Source organism: Providencia burhodogranariea DSM 19968, from assembly GCF_000314855.2.
Classification (GTDB): domain Bacteria; phylum Pseudomonadota; class Gammaproteobacteria; order Enterobacterales; family Enterobacteriaceae; genus Providencia; species Providencia burhodogranariea.
This window is the reverse complement of record NZ_KB233222.1, coordinates 1,844,981-1,861,825: the sequence shown is the minus strand read 5'-3', so window position 1 is coordinate 1,861,825 and position 16,845 is coordinate 1,844,981. Positions and strand designations below refer to the sequence as shown.

The window sequence follows — 16,845 nt, the reverse complement described above, 5'->3', positions numbered from 1 at the left end:
TTTCTCGGTTAATCGGGCTTTTTATCGAAATAAACTCACTGGTCACTTAAATAAAATTTAAATTATTTTGAGTATGAATTGAAAGTAAAAGATGAATTAAAGCAATGTCAAGTTAAGAGTATTTGATTTTCATTATTCACCTGAAAAATATAATTCTAATAAGGAATTCGATGTGTTGACGATTATTGGTATTTTGATCATTCTTTCGATAGTGACTCTACTGATGATGGGGAAAGTTAGCCCTATCATTGCAATGTCTTGTATACCCTTTATTGGCGCATTAATCGCGGGTTATTCAATCCCCGAAATATCAGTATTCTTTGAAAGTGGTATTAATAAAGTAGCCAAAGTTGCTGCGATGTTTTTATTTGCCATTTTATTTTTCAGCTTGATGAAGGATTTACACATTTTTGATCCTCTGATCCGCGCTATGGTCAAATTGACACGCGGCAATGTGATCATTGTGTGTGTGATGACGACATTAATTGCCGGCGTTGTACACCTTGATGGTTCAGGTGCTGCAACATTTTTGATTATTATTCCAGCACTTTTACCTCTGTATCGCCAACTTGGTATGAGCCCTTATTTAATGCTGTTGCTGATGTGTGCCAGTATGGGCATCATGAATATGGTGCCATGGGGTGGCCCTCTAGGCCGAGCATCAGCAGTAACAGGCATTGATGCGTCAGTTTTATGGCAAGGCTTGATACCAGTACAAATCATTGGAATGGCAGGTGCTGCGGTTTTTGCTGCCTTAATGGGAATTCGTGAAAACCGTCGTATAGCTGCCGCAAGACTTAACGGAACAACGCCTTATGAAATGGATTCATTATTACCTGCTAATGAGCAAATGGCCGATATTAATGAGCCGGGTCACAAACCTAAAAAACCATGGTTCAATGGTGGGTTAATTATTATTTCCATCATCTGTCTTGCTTTTGGTTTGCTGTCCGCGCCTTATGTATTTATGATCGCGTTGTCGTTAGCCTTACTGGTCAATTTTCCTAATCCCAAAGATCAGATGAGAGTGTTGTCAGATCATGCGCCACAGGCATTGGGTATGGTGGCAATTATACTTGCAGCAGGTGCTTTTCTTGGCATCATGTCAGACGGCGGTATGCTTCAATCTATTGCTGAGGATTTAACGGCGATACTACCAACAGAGTGGATTTCCAAAATTCATATCTTTGTCGGTATTCTTGGCGTACCAATGGACATTTTTACCAGTACTGATGCCTATTACTTCGCATTACTGCCAATTATTCAACAAATTGCAGCAACAGCAGGTGTTGACCCATCCGCAGTAGTATATTCAATGGCTATCGGTAATAACGCAGGAACATTTGTGAGCCCATTCTCTCCAGCCGCATGGCTAGCAATGGGACTGGCAGGTATTGATATGGGCCGCCATTTGCGCTATTCGTTCGGTTGGATTTGGTTGTTCAGCTTCTTTACCTTAGGTGTTGGTGCGGTTCTCGGCCTTTACTAAAAATTGCTCGTCGTCTTTTGCACTGTAGCAGCGTTGGCTGCACTCCCGAGCCTTAGTTACATACTTGTGTATGTTCCTAAGGCCTCGCTCATTGGCCGCCTTGCTACAGCACAAAATACTTAGAGCAATTATGAAGTGTTGAAAATGCTTAAATGCACACATTTTTCCTCTAATCCTGAAACCCGAGCCTTAGTCACATACTTGTGTATGCTCCTAAGGCCTCGCTCATTGGCCGCCTTGCTATAGCACAAAATACTTAGAACAATTATGAAGTGTTGAAAATGCTTAAATGCTTAAATGCACACATTTTTCCTCTCATCCTGAAACTAGAATAGCCAAAGCTTGGGATGAAATGCCAAATTCGGAATAAATTGATAGTCTTTTACTTGACTCTTGGCCTAGAATCGAGTGCGATTGAAGTAATTCATGCGTTTTATATTTAGTAAATCCCAATTATGAGGCCGTCTCGCGGAAGCAATATGTAATACCAACACTTGATTTCTCAAACAACACAGAGGCAAAACGTGAAAAAGTTTTGTCGATATTCCTATTTCTGTAGAGAAAGCATCATGAACATGCAATCAAGAAAGTATGGTAGAACGTATCACTATCCGTTCTCGCCCGGAACCACCAGCGATGATCGTATTAATAGCGATTGGTGGTCTCACATGCAAAACATTGAACAACTGGTACATACTGAAAAACTCGATGGTGAAAATAATTGCTTGAGCCAACAAGGTGTTTTTGCACGCTCGCATGCGACACCAACACAATCAGCATGGAGCCAACAAATTCGCCAACGCTGGCAGCTAATAAAAAATGATTTAGGCGATATCGAGCTATTTGGTGAAAACCTTTATGCGGTGCATTCGATTGAATATCAGCATATAGAAGATTATTTCTATATTTTTGCGGTTCGGCAAGGTGACTATTGGTTGAGCTGGGAAGAGGTAAAGTTCTACGCTGCTTTATTTGATTTCCCAACCGTACCAGAATTATCTATCGTTATTGATAGACAACTAGGTTCGACTCATTTTAGTGAACAACTGATAGCAGCCGCTTCATCAGATAGCCAATTTATCGGGCATGATACCCAAACTCATCAATCTTGCTGTATGGAAGGAATTGTTACTCGTGATAGCAAACGCTTCTTAGTTGATGATTTTATGGCGCATGTCTTCAAATATGTCCGCAAAAACCATGTAAAAACCGATATTCACTGGAAGCGCAACTGGCAGCGCGCCAAATTAGCCTTTGAGCACCAAGGAGGCACACAATGAGTTGGCAATTAACCGATAAACGCGAATGGTCACAACTGGAATCACAGTTTGATTTTATTCGCGATATGCGAGACGTTCCTCAAGATGCTCGGCATCATGCTGAGGGTAATGTGGCAATACATACTCAAATGGTACTTGCTGAACTCGAAAATTTGCCTGAGTATCAACAGCTTTCCTCTTTGGATCAAAATATTCTCTGGACTGCTGCTTTACTGCATGATGTCGAAAAACGCAGTACGACGCGAGAAGATGAAAATGGGCGAATTATTTCCCCTGGGCATGCTAAAAAAGGCGAATTATCTGTTCGTAATATCCTATTTCAGAATATTGAAACACCGTTTTCGATTCGAGAACAGATTGCTGCATTAGTTAGGTATCATGGCTTACCGTTATGGATTATGGAGAAAACCGATCCACAACAAGCCTTATTTGCAGCGTCACTACGTGTTGAAATGCGGTTACTATGCTTATTAGCCAAAGCAGACGCACTAGGTCGAAAATGTGAAGACCAAGCTGAACTACTCTCTAGGATAGAATTATTTGAGCTTTTTTGTCGTGAGCAAGAATGTTGGGATAAACCGAAAGTGTTTGCCTCGATGGCAGGGCGATTTGATTATTTTCACTACCAACGTGGTACGCCTGATTATGAGCCATTTGAAGAACAAGGAAGTGAAGTTATTATGCTATGTGGTTTACCGGGAATGGGTAAAGATCACTTTATTTCCCAATTTTATCAGCAGCATGCGATAGTTTGCCTCGATGAGATTCGGCGCGAACATAAAATCAATCCCGCAGATAAGCAAGCTCAGGGCTGGGTCGCTCAGCAAGCGAAAGAGCAAGCTAAGGTATTACTGAGAGCTAAAACAGATTTTATTTGGAATGCGACTTCATTAAGCGCCTCTTTACGCGCCAGTATGATCAGTTTATTTGCTCGTTATCAAGCCAAAGTACATCTTATCTATTTGGAAGTGCCGTACAAACAATGGCAACAGCAAAATCGACAGCGTAAGTATGCTGTACCAGAGAAAGTATTAGCGCGCATGGCGAGTAAACTTGAGTTACCGACACCAGATGAAGCTCTCCATGTGTCTTACTTTATTAATGGTCAATTCCAAAGTCTGTACCAGCGATAATTATTCGACAATAAAATGGCGCCAAACTAAAGGGCGCCATTCCATTTTGTAGAATAAATTCTTTTTAGATCTCGTTTACAGTTTACTATCTTAAAATTAATTTTTATTTATTCTTTTAAGGCACATATACATCACCAGAAAACAATTTTCTGGCTGTTCTGATAATTGATGCCTGCAATCCTTCAGGGAAATTACCTTGCTGATTCAGTGAAACATCGAAGTTACCGCTAAGATGTTCAATGGAAATATGCTCCATATCGACATTTTTTGTTAGATAACGCTTGATGACGCTGTCTTCTAAAATCGAGCCTGTTGCGATCGCAATCGCACCCGTTACGGCAAGTGCTCCGTGGCATTTATGCGGCATAAAATAGCGTACATTGACAGTGCCACCATGAATGGCGGGGGAGACTAAAATAGGTTTTGGGATCACTTTTTTGCTGACATCGCCAAGCCCCATTGCTAAACCCGCTTGGCAACGGATGCTTTCAAGTTGCTGCATAAACGCTTTATCATCCTCTAATTGCTCAGCAGTTTCATAACCCGTTTTATTCAATTGTGGTGCATCAATTAATACGACAGGCATTGCCATATCGATACAACTCACTTCAACACCATCAAAGGTATCGATAGCATGACCAGTTGGCAGCAATTTTCCGGTTTTGGTACCGCAGGCATTTAGGAAAGTGAGAGCGATAGGCGCTGCATGGCCAGGAACACTGGCGATTGTCGTGTCTCCATCATATAGGACTTGACCGTTTGGTGTTTGGACAGTTGAATTAACAAAAGTGTTGGTATTGATATTACGGATACGGATAGTTGTTTTATCACCAGTGATTGGCATTAGGCCTTTTTCAATGGCATAAGAGCCAACAGCACATAGAATATTGCCACAGTTTGGCGCGGTATCCACAATGCGATCTGTAATAGATACTTGGGCAAATAGATAATCGACATCGGCATCTGGATGAGTAGAACGGCTAATAATAGCGACTTTACTGGTTTGTGGATTACCGCCACCAATACCATCAATTTGTAAAGCATGCCCAGAACCCATAATGGCTAAAATAAGCTCATCGCGTTCTTGGATATTATCAGGTAAATCATCAGCCAATAAAAATACGCCTTTTGATGTGCCGCCACGCATCAACATACAAGGTATCTTTTTCATCTGTGTTCCTATTTGAAAATATTGCTCACTTATTATTTATGCTGTAAATGGCATGAAATAAGCTGTATATACTCGTCATACATTTATTGGTATTAGAGTATGGCTGCCAAAAATTTAGCAAAATAAAAGGAAGAGAAGGTTAATGATTAAGTGGGACCCAGATAATAATTGGGTCCCACATTATTATTTAATTTTTATGTTTAATTCTTATTACTAATGTCGTATTAATTAAATTAATCCAGAGTTAATTAATATTTCCCACCAGCCTAAACCAATTGTCATATGGACCAGTAAGCTTAAGAATCCAATGATTGCACCAATAATCCACCATGAACGAATATCGTTGTAACCAGCACCGAAAATGATTGGAGCTGCCGCGCCTCCGTAGTGAGTTAAGCTGCCGCCGTAAGCATTAGAGAATAGCAAGCCAAGGCCGAGTAACATTGGAGGTGCACCGGCTACCATACCGACAGTTGCAAACACGGGTACCATTGCCGCGACGTACGCACCACCTGAGGCAAATAAGTAACGTATTGCAACACTAATAAACATAATGACGAAGAAGGCTAGCATTGCTTGGTCACCAAAGGAGAGGTATTGCCCCATCACATCAGCTAACCATTTAAAGAAGCCTGCTTTTGTTAGTACGCCTGACATCCCGATGATACCGCCGTACCAAATTAAGGTGTTCCAGCCACCTTTATTTTTTAAGACGTCATCCCAAGTGACTACGCCTAAAATTAAGGTTAAGGCCATTACGCAAATAGCAACGGTAGATGCACTGACACCAATTTGACCTGCAAATATCCATCCTGCCAAAGCTAAAACAAAGATAATACCAAGCAATTTCTCTCTAACTGTCATTGGACCGAGGGCTTCTAAACCTTTGGCTGCAATTTCTTTGTTATTAACTTTTTTAAGTTCAGGCGGATACAGTTTGTAGATAATTAACGGGGTTAAAACCAACATGATGAGGCCAGGAACAGAAGCTGCAAGCGCCCATCCACCCCAACTTAAATGGATGCCCATAATGTCACTCATCATCGCGAGTGCTAACGCATTTGGTGCCATAGCGGTTAAAAACATATAGCTGGTGGTTTTAGTCACCATATAGACGTTAATTAACAGGTAATGACCCGCTTTGCGTGGACTTTTTTCGGGATCTGATCCCAAAGCTACTGCGACACTGTTAATGATAGGAAAGACGATCCCCCCTGCACGGGCAGTGTTTGATGGAGTTGCAGGTGCAATGACGAGGTCAAGAATTGCCGTCACATAACCCAAACCTAATGTTGTGCCGCCTAGCTTATCAATCAAGACATAGGAGATTCTTTTCCCTAGCCCTGTAATGACAAATGCAGCGCTAAGAGTGAAAGCAGCAAATACTAGCCACGTTGTACCAGAGGCATAGCCATTTAATACTTCACCCGCCTTGACATCTGAAGTTCCAGTTACACCAATTACCACGGCACTTGCAGCAATTGTGGCTAACAATATTACAGGTTCTGAATAAGGTTTTAATACCAGCCCAACGATAGCAGCTAAGTAAAGACCAAATAACAACCAAGCAATATGTGGTAGCCCCTCTGGCGTGGGTATTAGCGATATTATTATGGGAATCGCTATTAGCACTAATAGCTTCCATATTTTATCTTTTTGCATAGGCCAATTTCCTTAATTAATACTAAATTTTATTAATATTAAATTGTATTAACTTTAATATTAGGAATTTGTTAATTCACGTATTTGGTAGATAGCTGTATCTTGAATAAGTAATAATTTACTCAGATAAAGTTAATTATATATAAGTAGCAAATACGTTATAAATTCGTTAAAGCAATAATTGGAAGTTAATTTAAATTTATTTTTAATTTAATATGTCCAGTTGTTCCCCATAATGGTAAATATTTAATTGTTATTAATTGGTGAGATTAATCCTGTTTTTGAATAAGGTAAGCGAGCTAAAAACCACGTTAGAATTAGCAAATCAGCACTTCCGCCTGGACTGAGGTTTTTAGTTATACATTCATTATCGAACTCTTTAATTTTGTTTAAATCGGTAGAACACATTATTCCACCTTGATTTAACAATGCCTGAGCTCGGTTTTTTAACCATGATAACCCTTGAATACCACCTCTATTAGCAACATTGGTATCATCATTGTTTGCCATCAAGAGGATTAATGTTTCAAGTAAGGCAATATCTTGAGGTTTCCCTTCAATAAGTTGTTTTAAATAGTAGGGAAGGGATAAATCAATGACTAACCGATAACCACTCTCTGCTTCACCGCGAGCGCCGGTTAAACCAAAAGATTGATAAAGTCTTTGTCCTGCTGTTGGATTAGCCGTTTTATGTGTAAGTTCAGCTGTGATGCCTTGGCACATATGTGCTATCTCTTGGCTGATTGACGCCGCATTGAGGGGGGTACCCAAGGCTAATTGTCTACCAATCACAGTGAGCATTAAGCCTAATGAAAATATCGAGCCTTTATGTGTATTGACACCTTTAGTGGCTTGAAACATTGATTCTTCGCAGGCTATGCCAATAGGACGTATTTTGGCTAAAACCTGTTGAATGGGTAAATCTTTATATTCAGCTCCTGCCAATAAAAAGGCAGGGAAATGTTGTGCGATGGCATTAGCACTCAAGTGAAAATCAGTCAGTGCCATATCTTTGTGCGCGCCAGTATTTAATCTATCAACTAACCCAGGTTTTGGGGTTAAATTCACTTCGGACATCATGGCTTGCCAACCCAGTTGGCTGTAATAATGTACGGTATCTTGTGTTAATAATCCTAAATGCTCAATCATGATTGGACGCATTAGCTAACACCTCGATTTGATTGATAATTTCACTCAATTGATGAGTGCGCTGACGAGCACAAATTTTTGCTTCTTGTTCACAGATTAAGCAGCGTCTAGCGTGAAGATTCAGATCGCTACGTGAATACTGTTGCCCTTTGGCGTCAAAGACATCGAAGTCCCATAAACGACCTACAGGGGATAATTCTTCTGCCTCCACTAAGGCTTTTTTGACAGCAATTGCATCAGCATCAACGGCGACAAAACATTCGGGGCCTGTTGATAATGCAAAAGATTGTTGTGATAAAAGTACCCACTGCCTGCATTGAGCGATCTGTTTAAGCGCATTTAACCCCTGATTGAAGACTTGTCTAACAAGATGATTGTCTTTGACAGGTCCAGGAAAAACGACAGTAAAAGAAATCAGGGTTACCTGATGGAGACCAATCCATTCCTGCTGTCTAGCCTGACGGGTATCACGGCTTTTCAGCAGGTCAGGTAAAGAAATTTCAGATTGCTCTATCGTATCAGGCAGTGGGTAAAACATGGTGTTACTCCTTAACCTGATGCACGACATCAATGACAGAACCATCGCGATAACGTACAACAGCCACGACTTTATCTGTAAATTCAATCGGATTAGGTTTACCAGTTAACAACTCTGCGCGTTCACGTAACCAGTCAATTGACACGGTTTTGATCCCTTGGCTTTCAAGTTGTTGCTTCAATTCAGGGCGAGTAGGGTTAACTGCGATACCGTGATCAGTGACTAAAATATCAACACTAGATCCCGGAGTAACACAAGTGATCACTTCATCGACCAGAGTTGGGATGCGACCACGAACTAAAGGTGCAACAATGATTGACAGTTTTGACGCGACAGCCGTATCGCTATGGCCACCCGATGCACCGCGGATCACGCCATCCGATCCAGTTAAAACATTAACATTAAAGCGTGTGTCAATTTCGAGTGCACTTAATACCACAACATCTAGCATATCAACGGATGCACCTTTGGAATCAAAGCAAGCATATTGATTAGCGCTAATTTCGATGTGGTTTGGGTTTCTTGCCAGTGACATTGCAGCTGCACGGTCAAAGCTCTGCACATCAAGTAATTTACGAATAAAGCCTTTTTCATGTAAATCAACGATGGTTGATGTGATACCACCTAGTGCGAATCCAGCACAAATATTGTGACGACGCATTTTATCTTCAAGGAAACGTGTAACAGCTAATGAAGCTCCACCAGTTCCTGTCTGTAATGAAAAGCCATCTTTGAAGTAACCTGATTTCTCGATAACGTCTGCGGCAGTTTTCGCAATTAATAGCTCACGCGGGTTAGACGTCATACGTGTTGCATCTGCACCAATTTTATCTGCATCACCAACACGTTGAACTTTTACAATATAATCAACTTCGTCTTGTTTGATACTTGCTGGGTTGTGTGGATAAGGAAGTAAATTTTCCGTTAGCATGACAACTTTATTCGCTGTTTCTGCATCAATTTTGGCGTAGCCTAACGATCCGCAGCTTGCTTCACCAGTGTAGCCATTTGCGTTACCATACTCATCACAAGAAGGTACACCAATAAAAGCCACGTCAATTTTAAGCTCGCCACTGTGGATTAGATTAGCGCGTCCACCATGTGAATGAATTTGTACCGGTTCTGCAAGCTCACCACGTGAAATAGCTTCTGCTAATGGTCCACGAATACCGGAAGTATAAATTTTACTCACCACACCATGGCGAATATGTTCAACCAGTGGTGAATGGCAGCCGCTTAATGAACTGGAGGCAAGGGTAAGATTACGAAAGCCCATTTCAGCAATAACTTGCATCACCAGATTGACGGTTAAGTCGCCGCCACGAAATGCGTGGTGAAATGAGATGGTCATACCATCTTTTAAGCCGGAACGGCGAATCGCAATTTGTAGGTCATCACACAGTTTGCGATTTCTTGGTTTTTGTACTTGTTGCTGTACTTTACCGATATCTTTAAATTCACGAAGTGAATTGTCAGTCATAGGATCTATATAGGCTGATAAGCGAGCCTGGCGCTGTGTCATATTTGTCATCGTCAATGCCTCACTCTTCCCGAATACCTGATAATGCCGCGCGAGATAGCACTAAGCGTGCTCTATCAATTACCGGACCATCAACCATTTTTCCGTTTAGTGAAACCACACCACGACCTTCTTGTTCTGCTGCATTAGCAGCATCAACAACACGTTGAGCGTGATCCACTTCCTTTTGGGTTGGAGCATATAAGTTATGAAGTAGCTCGATTTGACGAGGGTTAATTAGAGATTTACCATCAAAACCAAGTTGCTTAATATGAGCGGCTTCTTTTAAGAAACCCTCTTCATTATTTGCATCAGAATAAACGGTATCAAACGCTTGGATACCTGCTGAGCGTGCAGCTTGTAAAATGGCGCACCGAGCATAGAGGAGTTCAATGCCTTCTGGAGACCGCTCGGTGCGCAAATTGCGGACATAGTCCTCGGCACCTAATGCGATGCCAATAAGTCGGGATGATGAATGTGCGATGTTGACTGCTTGTGTGATACCCATCGGAGATTCAATCGCAGCAAGTAAGCCTGTGCTACCGGCTTCGCGGCCACAACTTTTCTCAATACGTAATATTTCATTTTCGATATCAATAACATCTTGTGCTGTGTCGGTTTTTGGTAGGCGAACAATATCTGCACCACCTCGAACGACAGCCTCTAAGTCAGCGACACCAAAGGCTGAGTCAAGCGCATTGACACGGACAATGGTTTCAACGTCGTTATACAATGGGTGTTGCAGTGCATGGTAGACCAATCTGCGAGCAGTATCTTTTTCACGTAAAGTGACTGAGTCTTCAAGGTCAAACATCAAGGCATCTGCTTTATAAATAAAAGAGTTACTAAGCATCGCGGCATTAGAGCCTGGCACAAATAGCATGCTTCTGCGAGTACGTGTTTTTCTTTCTGGAGTCATTATTTATCCTCCCAAGGTAGTGCTGTGATGTCACAAGCTCGTGCAAGTAATGCTTCTAGTCGTGCTCTTAATACGCATTCAAGAGCACCTTTATCATCAACAATAATTTGAGCACCTTGAATATCGTATTGCTTAATCAGTTCAAGCACTACTTGCTCAATAGCATCACCAAACTGTTTTTCAACACTACTGCTAATTTGTATTGAGACTTCTTGTGTGTCTTCTAAAGGTTCTATTCGTACCATGGCATCACTTGATTCAAGCGTGCCGGCAACTGCTGCGTGGAGTATTTTCATAGTTCACCTGTTACTAATTCAGAATTTTCGACGGCAGTGGAAGTCGTTGTAGAACCAGAAGCCAACATATTCTCTAAATATTGATAAGTTGCCTCAGGTACAATCGGCTTGATCGCCGCAAGATCTTTTTTAGCGAGCAGTCTACGTACTTGTGAGGCGGAAACCGCCGTGCCGTTATAGACCATTCGTGGATATTCGACTAACTCAATCGCTGGGTCACTAAGCGTGTCCGTTTCGAGCCAAAAGCGCATGTCTTCGTTATATTTATTGGTGACTTTGCAAAAAGGTTCTGTTCCAACAAAACGGTGAGTGATACCAAGTGCTGGAGCGATGTGTTGACGGAAAATTTTAATATCTATTTCTGTATAGCAATTATCGACAACCGCTTTATCTTTGATGAAATAACACGGAAAAGTGGCACGAGAAATTATATATTCGGAACCTTTATGAATAGTTAGGTTTTCAATTCCTTTTGTTCCAGCTTCAATTAACTCCAGTCTGGCACTATAAGGAAAACGTGAAGTATCTTCTTTGACAACAAAGAGATGTAACCAATCACAAGCTTTAGCTGCTTTCTCAATCAAATAACGATGTCCAAGAGTGAATGGGTTAGCATTCATCACTATCGATCCAATTTTTGTGCCTTCTTTACGCTGTTTTTTCAATCGACTAATATAGCGATTTAAATAGCAGCCACTATTTTCCATCAATACCATAATGTTGGGAACGGTCGCGAGAGTATGAAATCCACATTGATGAAATAAACTTTCATTTTGTGTTTTTGTATAAATAAATAAATGTGTAGTGTTATTTTCATAGGCGAGATTAACTAATTCGGTTGCAAGTTTTAATGCAAGACCTTCGCCACGAACACTGTCACTTATAGCAACACATTTAATAACATTTTTTGCAAGACCACCGCATGCAATTAATTTTTCATTGCGTGTAATAGTAATGAAAACGTCAATGCTAGAGTCAATATCTAAATCATTCTCTTTTAAAAACTGAGAAATTTCAGTGAGTTTTCTGTTCTCATGACGTTTTACTTGGTTAAACGTTATGTTTTGGAACATATTAGTATCCTGCATCTCATATAGAAATGTTTTTAAGTTGTTACTAATGTTAAAATTAATTAAATAAAAATTTTGTTGTTAATTTAATGAATGACACATTAGCTTTTTATTTAATTACTCTGTTTGATATTTATATTAAAGCTAATCTAATTATTAATGTTGACCTATTTCATGTTTCTACGATGAGTTTGTATTTGTTTAATGGTTTTAATGTTTTTAATTATTGAATATGTTGTTTATTCTTTGGTTTTAATGTGTTTAATTATCAATATGTATTTTATTAGTTGGATAGATGCCTTCGATGATGGATAATCTAATATTTATTGTTGTAACATTTATTTTACTTTTCAGTAGGTAATAGGGCATCAAATGAAAAAACAGCATCTGCGATATCCATTTATAAGAAGCAAGTCAATTTCATTTTCAGTGCGTGTTTTTCTTCTTTTATTGCTTGTCTCCGTGGTACTCACGTTAGGTTTGGGTAAGTACTTCACAGATACCGCAGAGAACCGCTTGATGGCCAACATTCGCTCACTCGCGATGAGTCAGGCAAAATTGATAGCATCCATGGATGCTATTGTTCAATCAGTTAAAACTAAAAATATTCAAAAACTTAAAGTGATTGCTGATAAACTCAATCAAGATTCTGATTATGACTATGTAGTTATCGGTGATCAGAATTCCGTGCGCTTATATCACCCCAATGAAAACCAAGTTGGTTTTAAGATGCAATGGAATAAATCTGGAGCCATAGAGCGTGGTGAAAGTTATTTTATTGGCGGAGAAGGTTCTATAGGCAATGCGGTCAGAGCTAAAACGCCTATTTTTGATGAGCAAGGTAAAGTGATTGGCGTGGTTTCTATCGGTTATCTAACCAATAAAATAGAAACATCACGTAGTGAGCTATTTGTTCAAACGGGTGCGACATTTTTTGGTGTTCTGGTTATTTTATTATTCTTATCTTGGGTTTTCGCGCTGTTGATTCGTCGACAAATGTTAGGTATGGAACCTGAACAAATTACCCAAATGGTCGTGGTGCAAAAAGGAATTTTCGAAGCCGTTTTTGAAGGTATTATTGCGGTTGATTGCAATGGCAATATTATTAATATCAATCACAATGCACGGCAAATGCTTTCCCTCGTTGAACCTTCTAACCAGTTAATTGGTCGTTCGATTGCAGAATTAGTGACACCAGCGACCTTCTTTACTACCGATATTTCAATAACGCAACATGATGTTATTTGCTCATTGAATGGGCTCAATGTTATAGCCAACCGTATTGCACTGTTAGATGAAAATCATCTCGTGGGAGCGGTAGTGAGTTTCCGCAGCCAAAATGATATTGAATCTTTAAATTCTCAATTGACACAAGTACGCCAATACGTTGACAATTTGCGCGCATTACGCCATGAACATCTAAATTGGATGTCAACGTTAAGTGGACTTTTACAAATGAAAGAGTATGACCAAGCGCTGGCGATGATTAAAGGTGAATCTGAGTCTCAGCAGCAATTGATTGATGCTCTGCGTAATCAATTTACCGATAAACAAGTTGCAGGATTACTGTTTGGGAAATATCACCGAGCGAGAGAGTTAGGGTTACAATTGGAATTTACCGCAGGAAGTCAATTGAGTACGTTGCCTCAATTGCTTACCAGCACAGAATTTTGCGCAATTTTAGGTAACCTTCTTGATAATGCATTTGAAGCAAGTCTGAAAAATGCCAAAAGTAATAAACTCGTTGAGCTCTATCTTTCCGATGAAGGGACCGAATTTGTCATAGAGGTGGCAGACCAAGGTTGTGGATTCCCATCTGAAATGAAAAATAAATGGTTTGAAAGAGGAATGACAACGAAAAATGAATCAGAGGATAACCATGGAATTGGTTTATATCTTGTTGCTTCTTATGTTAAACGGTGTGACGGTGTGATTATTATTGAAGATAATCAACCGCATGGTACTCTATTCTCTATATTTATTCCGAAAGTGAAGATACAAAATGATTAAGATAAAAATCCTCATTGTGGAAGATGAATTACTCTTGGCAGAAATGCATGGTGAGTATATTAAATCCTATCCTGCCTGTGACAAAGTTTGGGTTGCTGGGGATCTTGCTCAGGCAAGAAAAATGATTGAATACATGAAGCCTGATCTCATTTTGCTCGATAACTATTTACCTGATGGTAAAGGCATTGATCTGGTACATGAGTTAATCCAAGAAAGAAATAATGCGGATATCGTGTTTACAACCGCGGCCAGTGATATGGATACCGTGTCAGAAGCTATTCGCTTGGGTGTATTTGATTATTTGGTTAAACCAATCGCTTATGAGCGTTTAGGCCAAACACTTAATCGCTATATTCAACGCAAATCAGTGTTACAGGCTAATAGTAATACAAGCCAGAGTCAGATTGATGATATGTTCAATACTTATGCACGTGGTGAAGCTAAAGAAGAGCTACCAACAGGTATTGATACGCTGACGCTTGAAAAAGTATTATCACTATTTACACAACCGCAAGCGGAATATACGGCAGAGACGATTGCCGAAACCATAAAGCTCAGCCGCACAACGGCGAGACGATATTTAGAATATTGTTTAGCGCAGCATAAAATAGAGGCTGAGATTGAATATGGCAAAGTAGGGCGCCCTCAGCGTATTTATCGAGCGCTTAAAAAATAGCACAAACTACGAGTGGTAAGTTGTAGTTCGTGTATTCCTAAAAGGAGTACAACGTTCTACAACTGGGAACTAGGAACTAGAAATTCTATAGCGATTATGAGTGGGATATATTTACTCTCTAAGAATATCGTAACTCAATAAAGTAGGCTTATTTTTTGATGTTATTTTCTAAAATTAGCACTTTTTTTTCTGCACGATCATGCCTCTGGCTTGCAGCAAGCTTGTACCAGTACAATGCTTTTTGATCATCCTGTGTAACCCCCATACCATATTGATAGCATGCACCACTGGCATATTGCGCATCAGGATTACCATGCTGCGCTGCTTTAATAAACCAACGACATGCTTTGGCTTGATCAGCAGGTACACCATCACCTCGAGCATATATAAGAGCAAGATTAAATTGAGCCGAAATTTCACCTTGTTCCGACGCTAAGGTTAACCATTTGATCGCAGATGGAACATCTTTTTTGACACCTTGGCCATGAAGGTAAAGCATTCCTAAGCTATTTTGAGCAGGTGAGAACGCCAGCTGTGCAGAACGAGAAAAATATTGATAGGCTTGCTGGTAATTGACGTTATCATACATACCGGTTGCAGCTTGGTAACCAAGAAGATAGAGCGCTTGAGGGTTATTTTTCTTTGCCAGTGAAAGATAAATTTGTTGCGATTTTTGAGGATCTTCTGTGATTGCAACGCCTTTTTCATACCAATATGCGAGCATCAGTTCCGCAGGCTGAAAATGTTGAGCAGCGGCTTTTTCTAGCCACTTTTGAGCTTGTTGTTTATTTTTAATCAGATTTTTATCAATACCCTCAAGTGTATACTCAGCCATATTCATTTGGCCTAGTGGGTCACCTGCATCAGCGGATTTTTGCATCCAATACAGCATTTGCTTACTATCTTTAGTTACACCTTTACCTTGCTGATAAAGGAGAGCGAGATTGATTTGTGCTTTAGTGAATCCTTGCTCGGCAGATAAACGATACCATTTCGCGGCTTCTGCAAATTTTTTTTCTGATTGATATAAAATAGCGAGATTGAATTGTGCTTCTGCGATTCCTTCTTGCGCATTTTCAATCAATTTTTGTTTATTTTGGGGGGCCGTTAATGTATCAGCGTAGCCTGTGTTCATAAGTGCACTACAAATGATTAATAGTGAGATCAGGTATTTTTTCACTGAGGTTCCTTTCATCAATATTCTACTTACTAGGTTAACCTGTTGTTTTCATGAGCGCAATCATGAAAATCAGATTAAATAATTTAAGATAAAATGGTTAATACAACGAATTGAAATAGATTGAGGAAAAAAAATAAAAAAAAGATGAACCTTTTTCACCAACACAGAGTCTTAGTAATAGATATATTCTTGTTTGCTTGCGTAGACATTCATATATTTACCCTCAACATTCATTTCTTTACATGAAGTAATGCAATAATGCATCTATGCAATGATAGTTTTAAATGAAGTAACGAAGATCCTTGAGTAGAATGCATTATGCCCAGTCAATTAGCTGGGCTTTTTTTTATCCAAAATAATTCCCCCTCTGCTCGCCTTGCATTTTCGATCATCAAAATAGGACAGGCAATGACAAGCTGACAAACAATATCATCTTTAGCTTTTAGAAAAATTTTATAAGCCTATTCGGTTATAGGAATAGTTGGTCTTTACTGATTATTCTCATCTTAAGTTAAGTGTTTTTAACTAGATTAAAAGTTGACCTTCAAAGATACAGGTTTTAATAGGAGTACTCGTATGACCGAAAGCTTTACGAGTATATTCATTAAAGTATTAGCAGATGATAAACAAATAAACTGGTTACTTTATCAACAACCTTTTTCATACACATATAGGGTTGGATATAAAAATAAATAATTAGCTAATAAAGTTTTAAATGGAACGTATTATTATTTTTAGCCTTTTCCAATAAAT

14 protein-coding genes are annotated in these 16,845 nt (G+C 39.7%); 5 read left to right on the top strand and 9 right to left on the bottom strand.

Annotation, left to right across the window (positions count from 1 at the left end; genetic code table 11):
• The first annotated feature begins 172 nt into the window (after positions 1 to 172).
• The 3 genes from OOA_RS07985 to OOA_RS07975 all read left to right on the top strand — a co-directional run bounded on the left by OOA_RS07985 (position 173) and on the right by OOA_RS07975 (position 3,902).
• Positions 173 to 1,489 (top strand): CitMHS family transporter, encoded by a 1,317-nt coding sequence (locus OOA_RS07985; protein WP_008911632.1) that lies wholly within the window; start codon positions 173 to 175, stop codon positions 1,487 to 1,489.
• A gap of 569 nt (positions 1,490 to 2,058) precedes the next feature.
• Complete coding sequence (locus tag OOA_RS07980) at positions 2,059 to 2,769, top strand: RNA ligase family protein (RefSeq protein ID WP_040690889.1); 711 nt, start codon at positions 2,059 to 2,061, stop codon at positions 2,767 to 2,769.
• Positions 2,766 to 3,902 carry an AAA family ATPase gene (locus tag OOA_RS07975; RefSeq protein WP_008911630.1) on the top strand — a complete coding sequence of 379 codons (1,137 nt, stop codon included), beginning with the start codon at positions 2,766 to 2,768 and terminating at the stop codon, positions 3,900 to 3,902. The genes OOA_RS07980 and OOA_RS07975 overlap by 4 nt, the downstream gene beginning before the upstream one ends.
• 115 nt (positions 3,903 to 4,017) lie before the next feature.
• Here the strand turns inward: OOA_RS07975 and OOA_RS07970 are convergent, their stop codons facing one another.
• From OOA_RS07970 to citC, 8 genes are all read right to left on the bottom strand, one after another.
• Entirely contained in the window at positions 4,018 to 5,073 is a 1,056-nt protein-coding gene (locus tag OOA_RS07970; RefSeq protein WP_008911629.1) for a 4-oxalomesaconate tautomerase, read from the bottom strand.
• 228 nt (positions 5,074 to 5,301) lie between these two features.
• Positions 5,302 to 6,735, bottom strand: coding sequence for an anion permease (locus OOA_RS07965; RefSeq protein WP_008911628.1), 1,434 nt, complete (start codon positions 6,733 to 6,735; stop codon positions 5,302 to 5,304).
• A gap of 246 nt (positions 6,736 to 6,981) precedes the next feature.
• On the bottom strand, positions 6,982 to 7,896 hold the full coding sequence (gene citG / locus OOA_RS07960; RefSeq protein ID WP_008911627.1) for a triphosphoribosyl-dephospho-CoA synthase CitG: 915 nt from the start codon (positions 7,894 to 7,896) through the stop codon (positions 6,982 to 6,984).
• The gene (gene citX / locus OOA_RS07955; RefSeq protein WP_008911626.1) at positions 7,877 to 8,422 is read right to left on the bottom strand and encodes a citrate lyase holo-[acyl-carrier protein] synthase; all 546 of its coding nucleotides are present in this window, start codon (positions 8,420 to 8,422) and stop codon (positions 7,877 to 7,879) included. Before citX ends, citG begins: the two co-directional genes overlap by 20 nt.
• Positions 8,423 to 8,426: 4 nt before the next feature.
• Positions 8,427 to 9,902, bottom strand: a complete 1,476-nt coding sequence (citF, locus tag OOA_RS07950) for a citrate lyase subunit alpha (RefSeq protein WP_419177168.1) — start codon at positions 9,900 to 9,902, stop codon at positions 8,427 to 8,429.
• Between the two features lie 61 nt (positions 9,903 to 9,963).
• Positions 9,964 to 10,860, bottom strand: a complete 897-nt coding sequence (gene citE, locus OOA_RS07945; RefSeq protein ID WP_008911624.1) for a citrate (pro-3S)-lyase subunit beta — start codon at positions 10,858 to 10,860, stop codon at positions 9,964 to 9,966.
• Positions 10,860 to 11,156 (bottom strand): citrate lyase acyl carrier protein, encoded by a 297-nt coding sequence (citD, locus tag OOA_RS07940; protein ID WP_008911623.1) that lies wholly within the window; start codon positions 11,154 to 11,156, stop codon positions 10,860 to 10,862. The genes citE and citD overlap by 1 nt, the downstream gene beginning before the upstream one ends.
• Complete coding sequence (citC, locus tag OOA_RS07935) at positions 11,153 to 12,229, bottom strand: [citrate (pro-3S)-lyase] ligase (protein ID WP_008911622.1); 1,077 nt, start codon at positions 12,227 to 12,229, stop codon at positions 11,153 to 11,155. The genes citD and citC overlap by 4 nt, the downstream gene beginning before the upstream one ends.
• Positions 12,230 to 12,598: 369 nt before the next feature.
• Here citC and dpiB point away from each other — a divergent pair, with 369 nt between their 5' ends.
• On the top strand, positions 12,599 to 14,236 hold the full coding sequence (gene dpiB / locus OOA_RS07930) for a sensor histidine kinase DpiB (RefSeq protein ID WP_040690883.1): 1,638 nt from the start codon (positions 12,599 to 12,601) through the stop codon (positions 14,234 to 14,236).
• On the top strand, positions 14,229 to 14,912 hold the full coding sequence (gene dpiA / locus OOA_RS07925) for a two-component response regulator DpiA (RefSeq protein WP_008911620.1): 684 nt from the start codon (positions 14,229 to 14,231) through the stop codon (positions 14,910 to 14,912). Before dpiB ends, dpiA begins: the two co-directional genes overlap by 8 nt.
• 148 nt (positions 14,913 to 15,060) lie before the next feature.
• Here dpiA and OOA_RS07920 read toward each other — a convergent pair whose 3' ends face one another.
• Positions 15,061 to 16,092 carry a tetratricopeptide repeat protein gene (locus OOA_RS07920; RefSeq protein WP_040690881.1) on the bottom strand — a complete coding sequence of 344 codons (1,032 nt, stop codon included), beginning with the start codon at positions 16,090 to 16,092 and terminating at the stop codon, positions 15,061 to 15,063.
• Between the last annotated feature and the right edge of the window lie 753 nt (positions 16,093 to 16,845).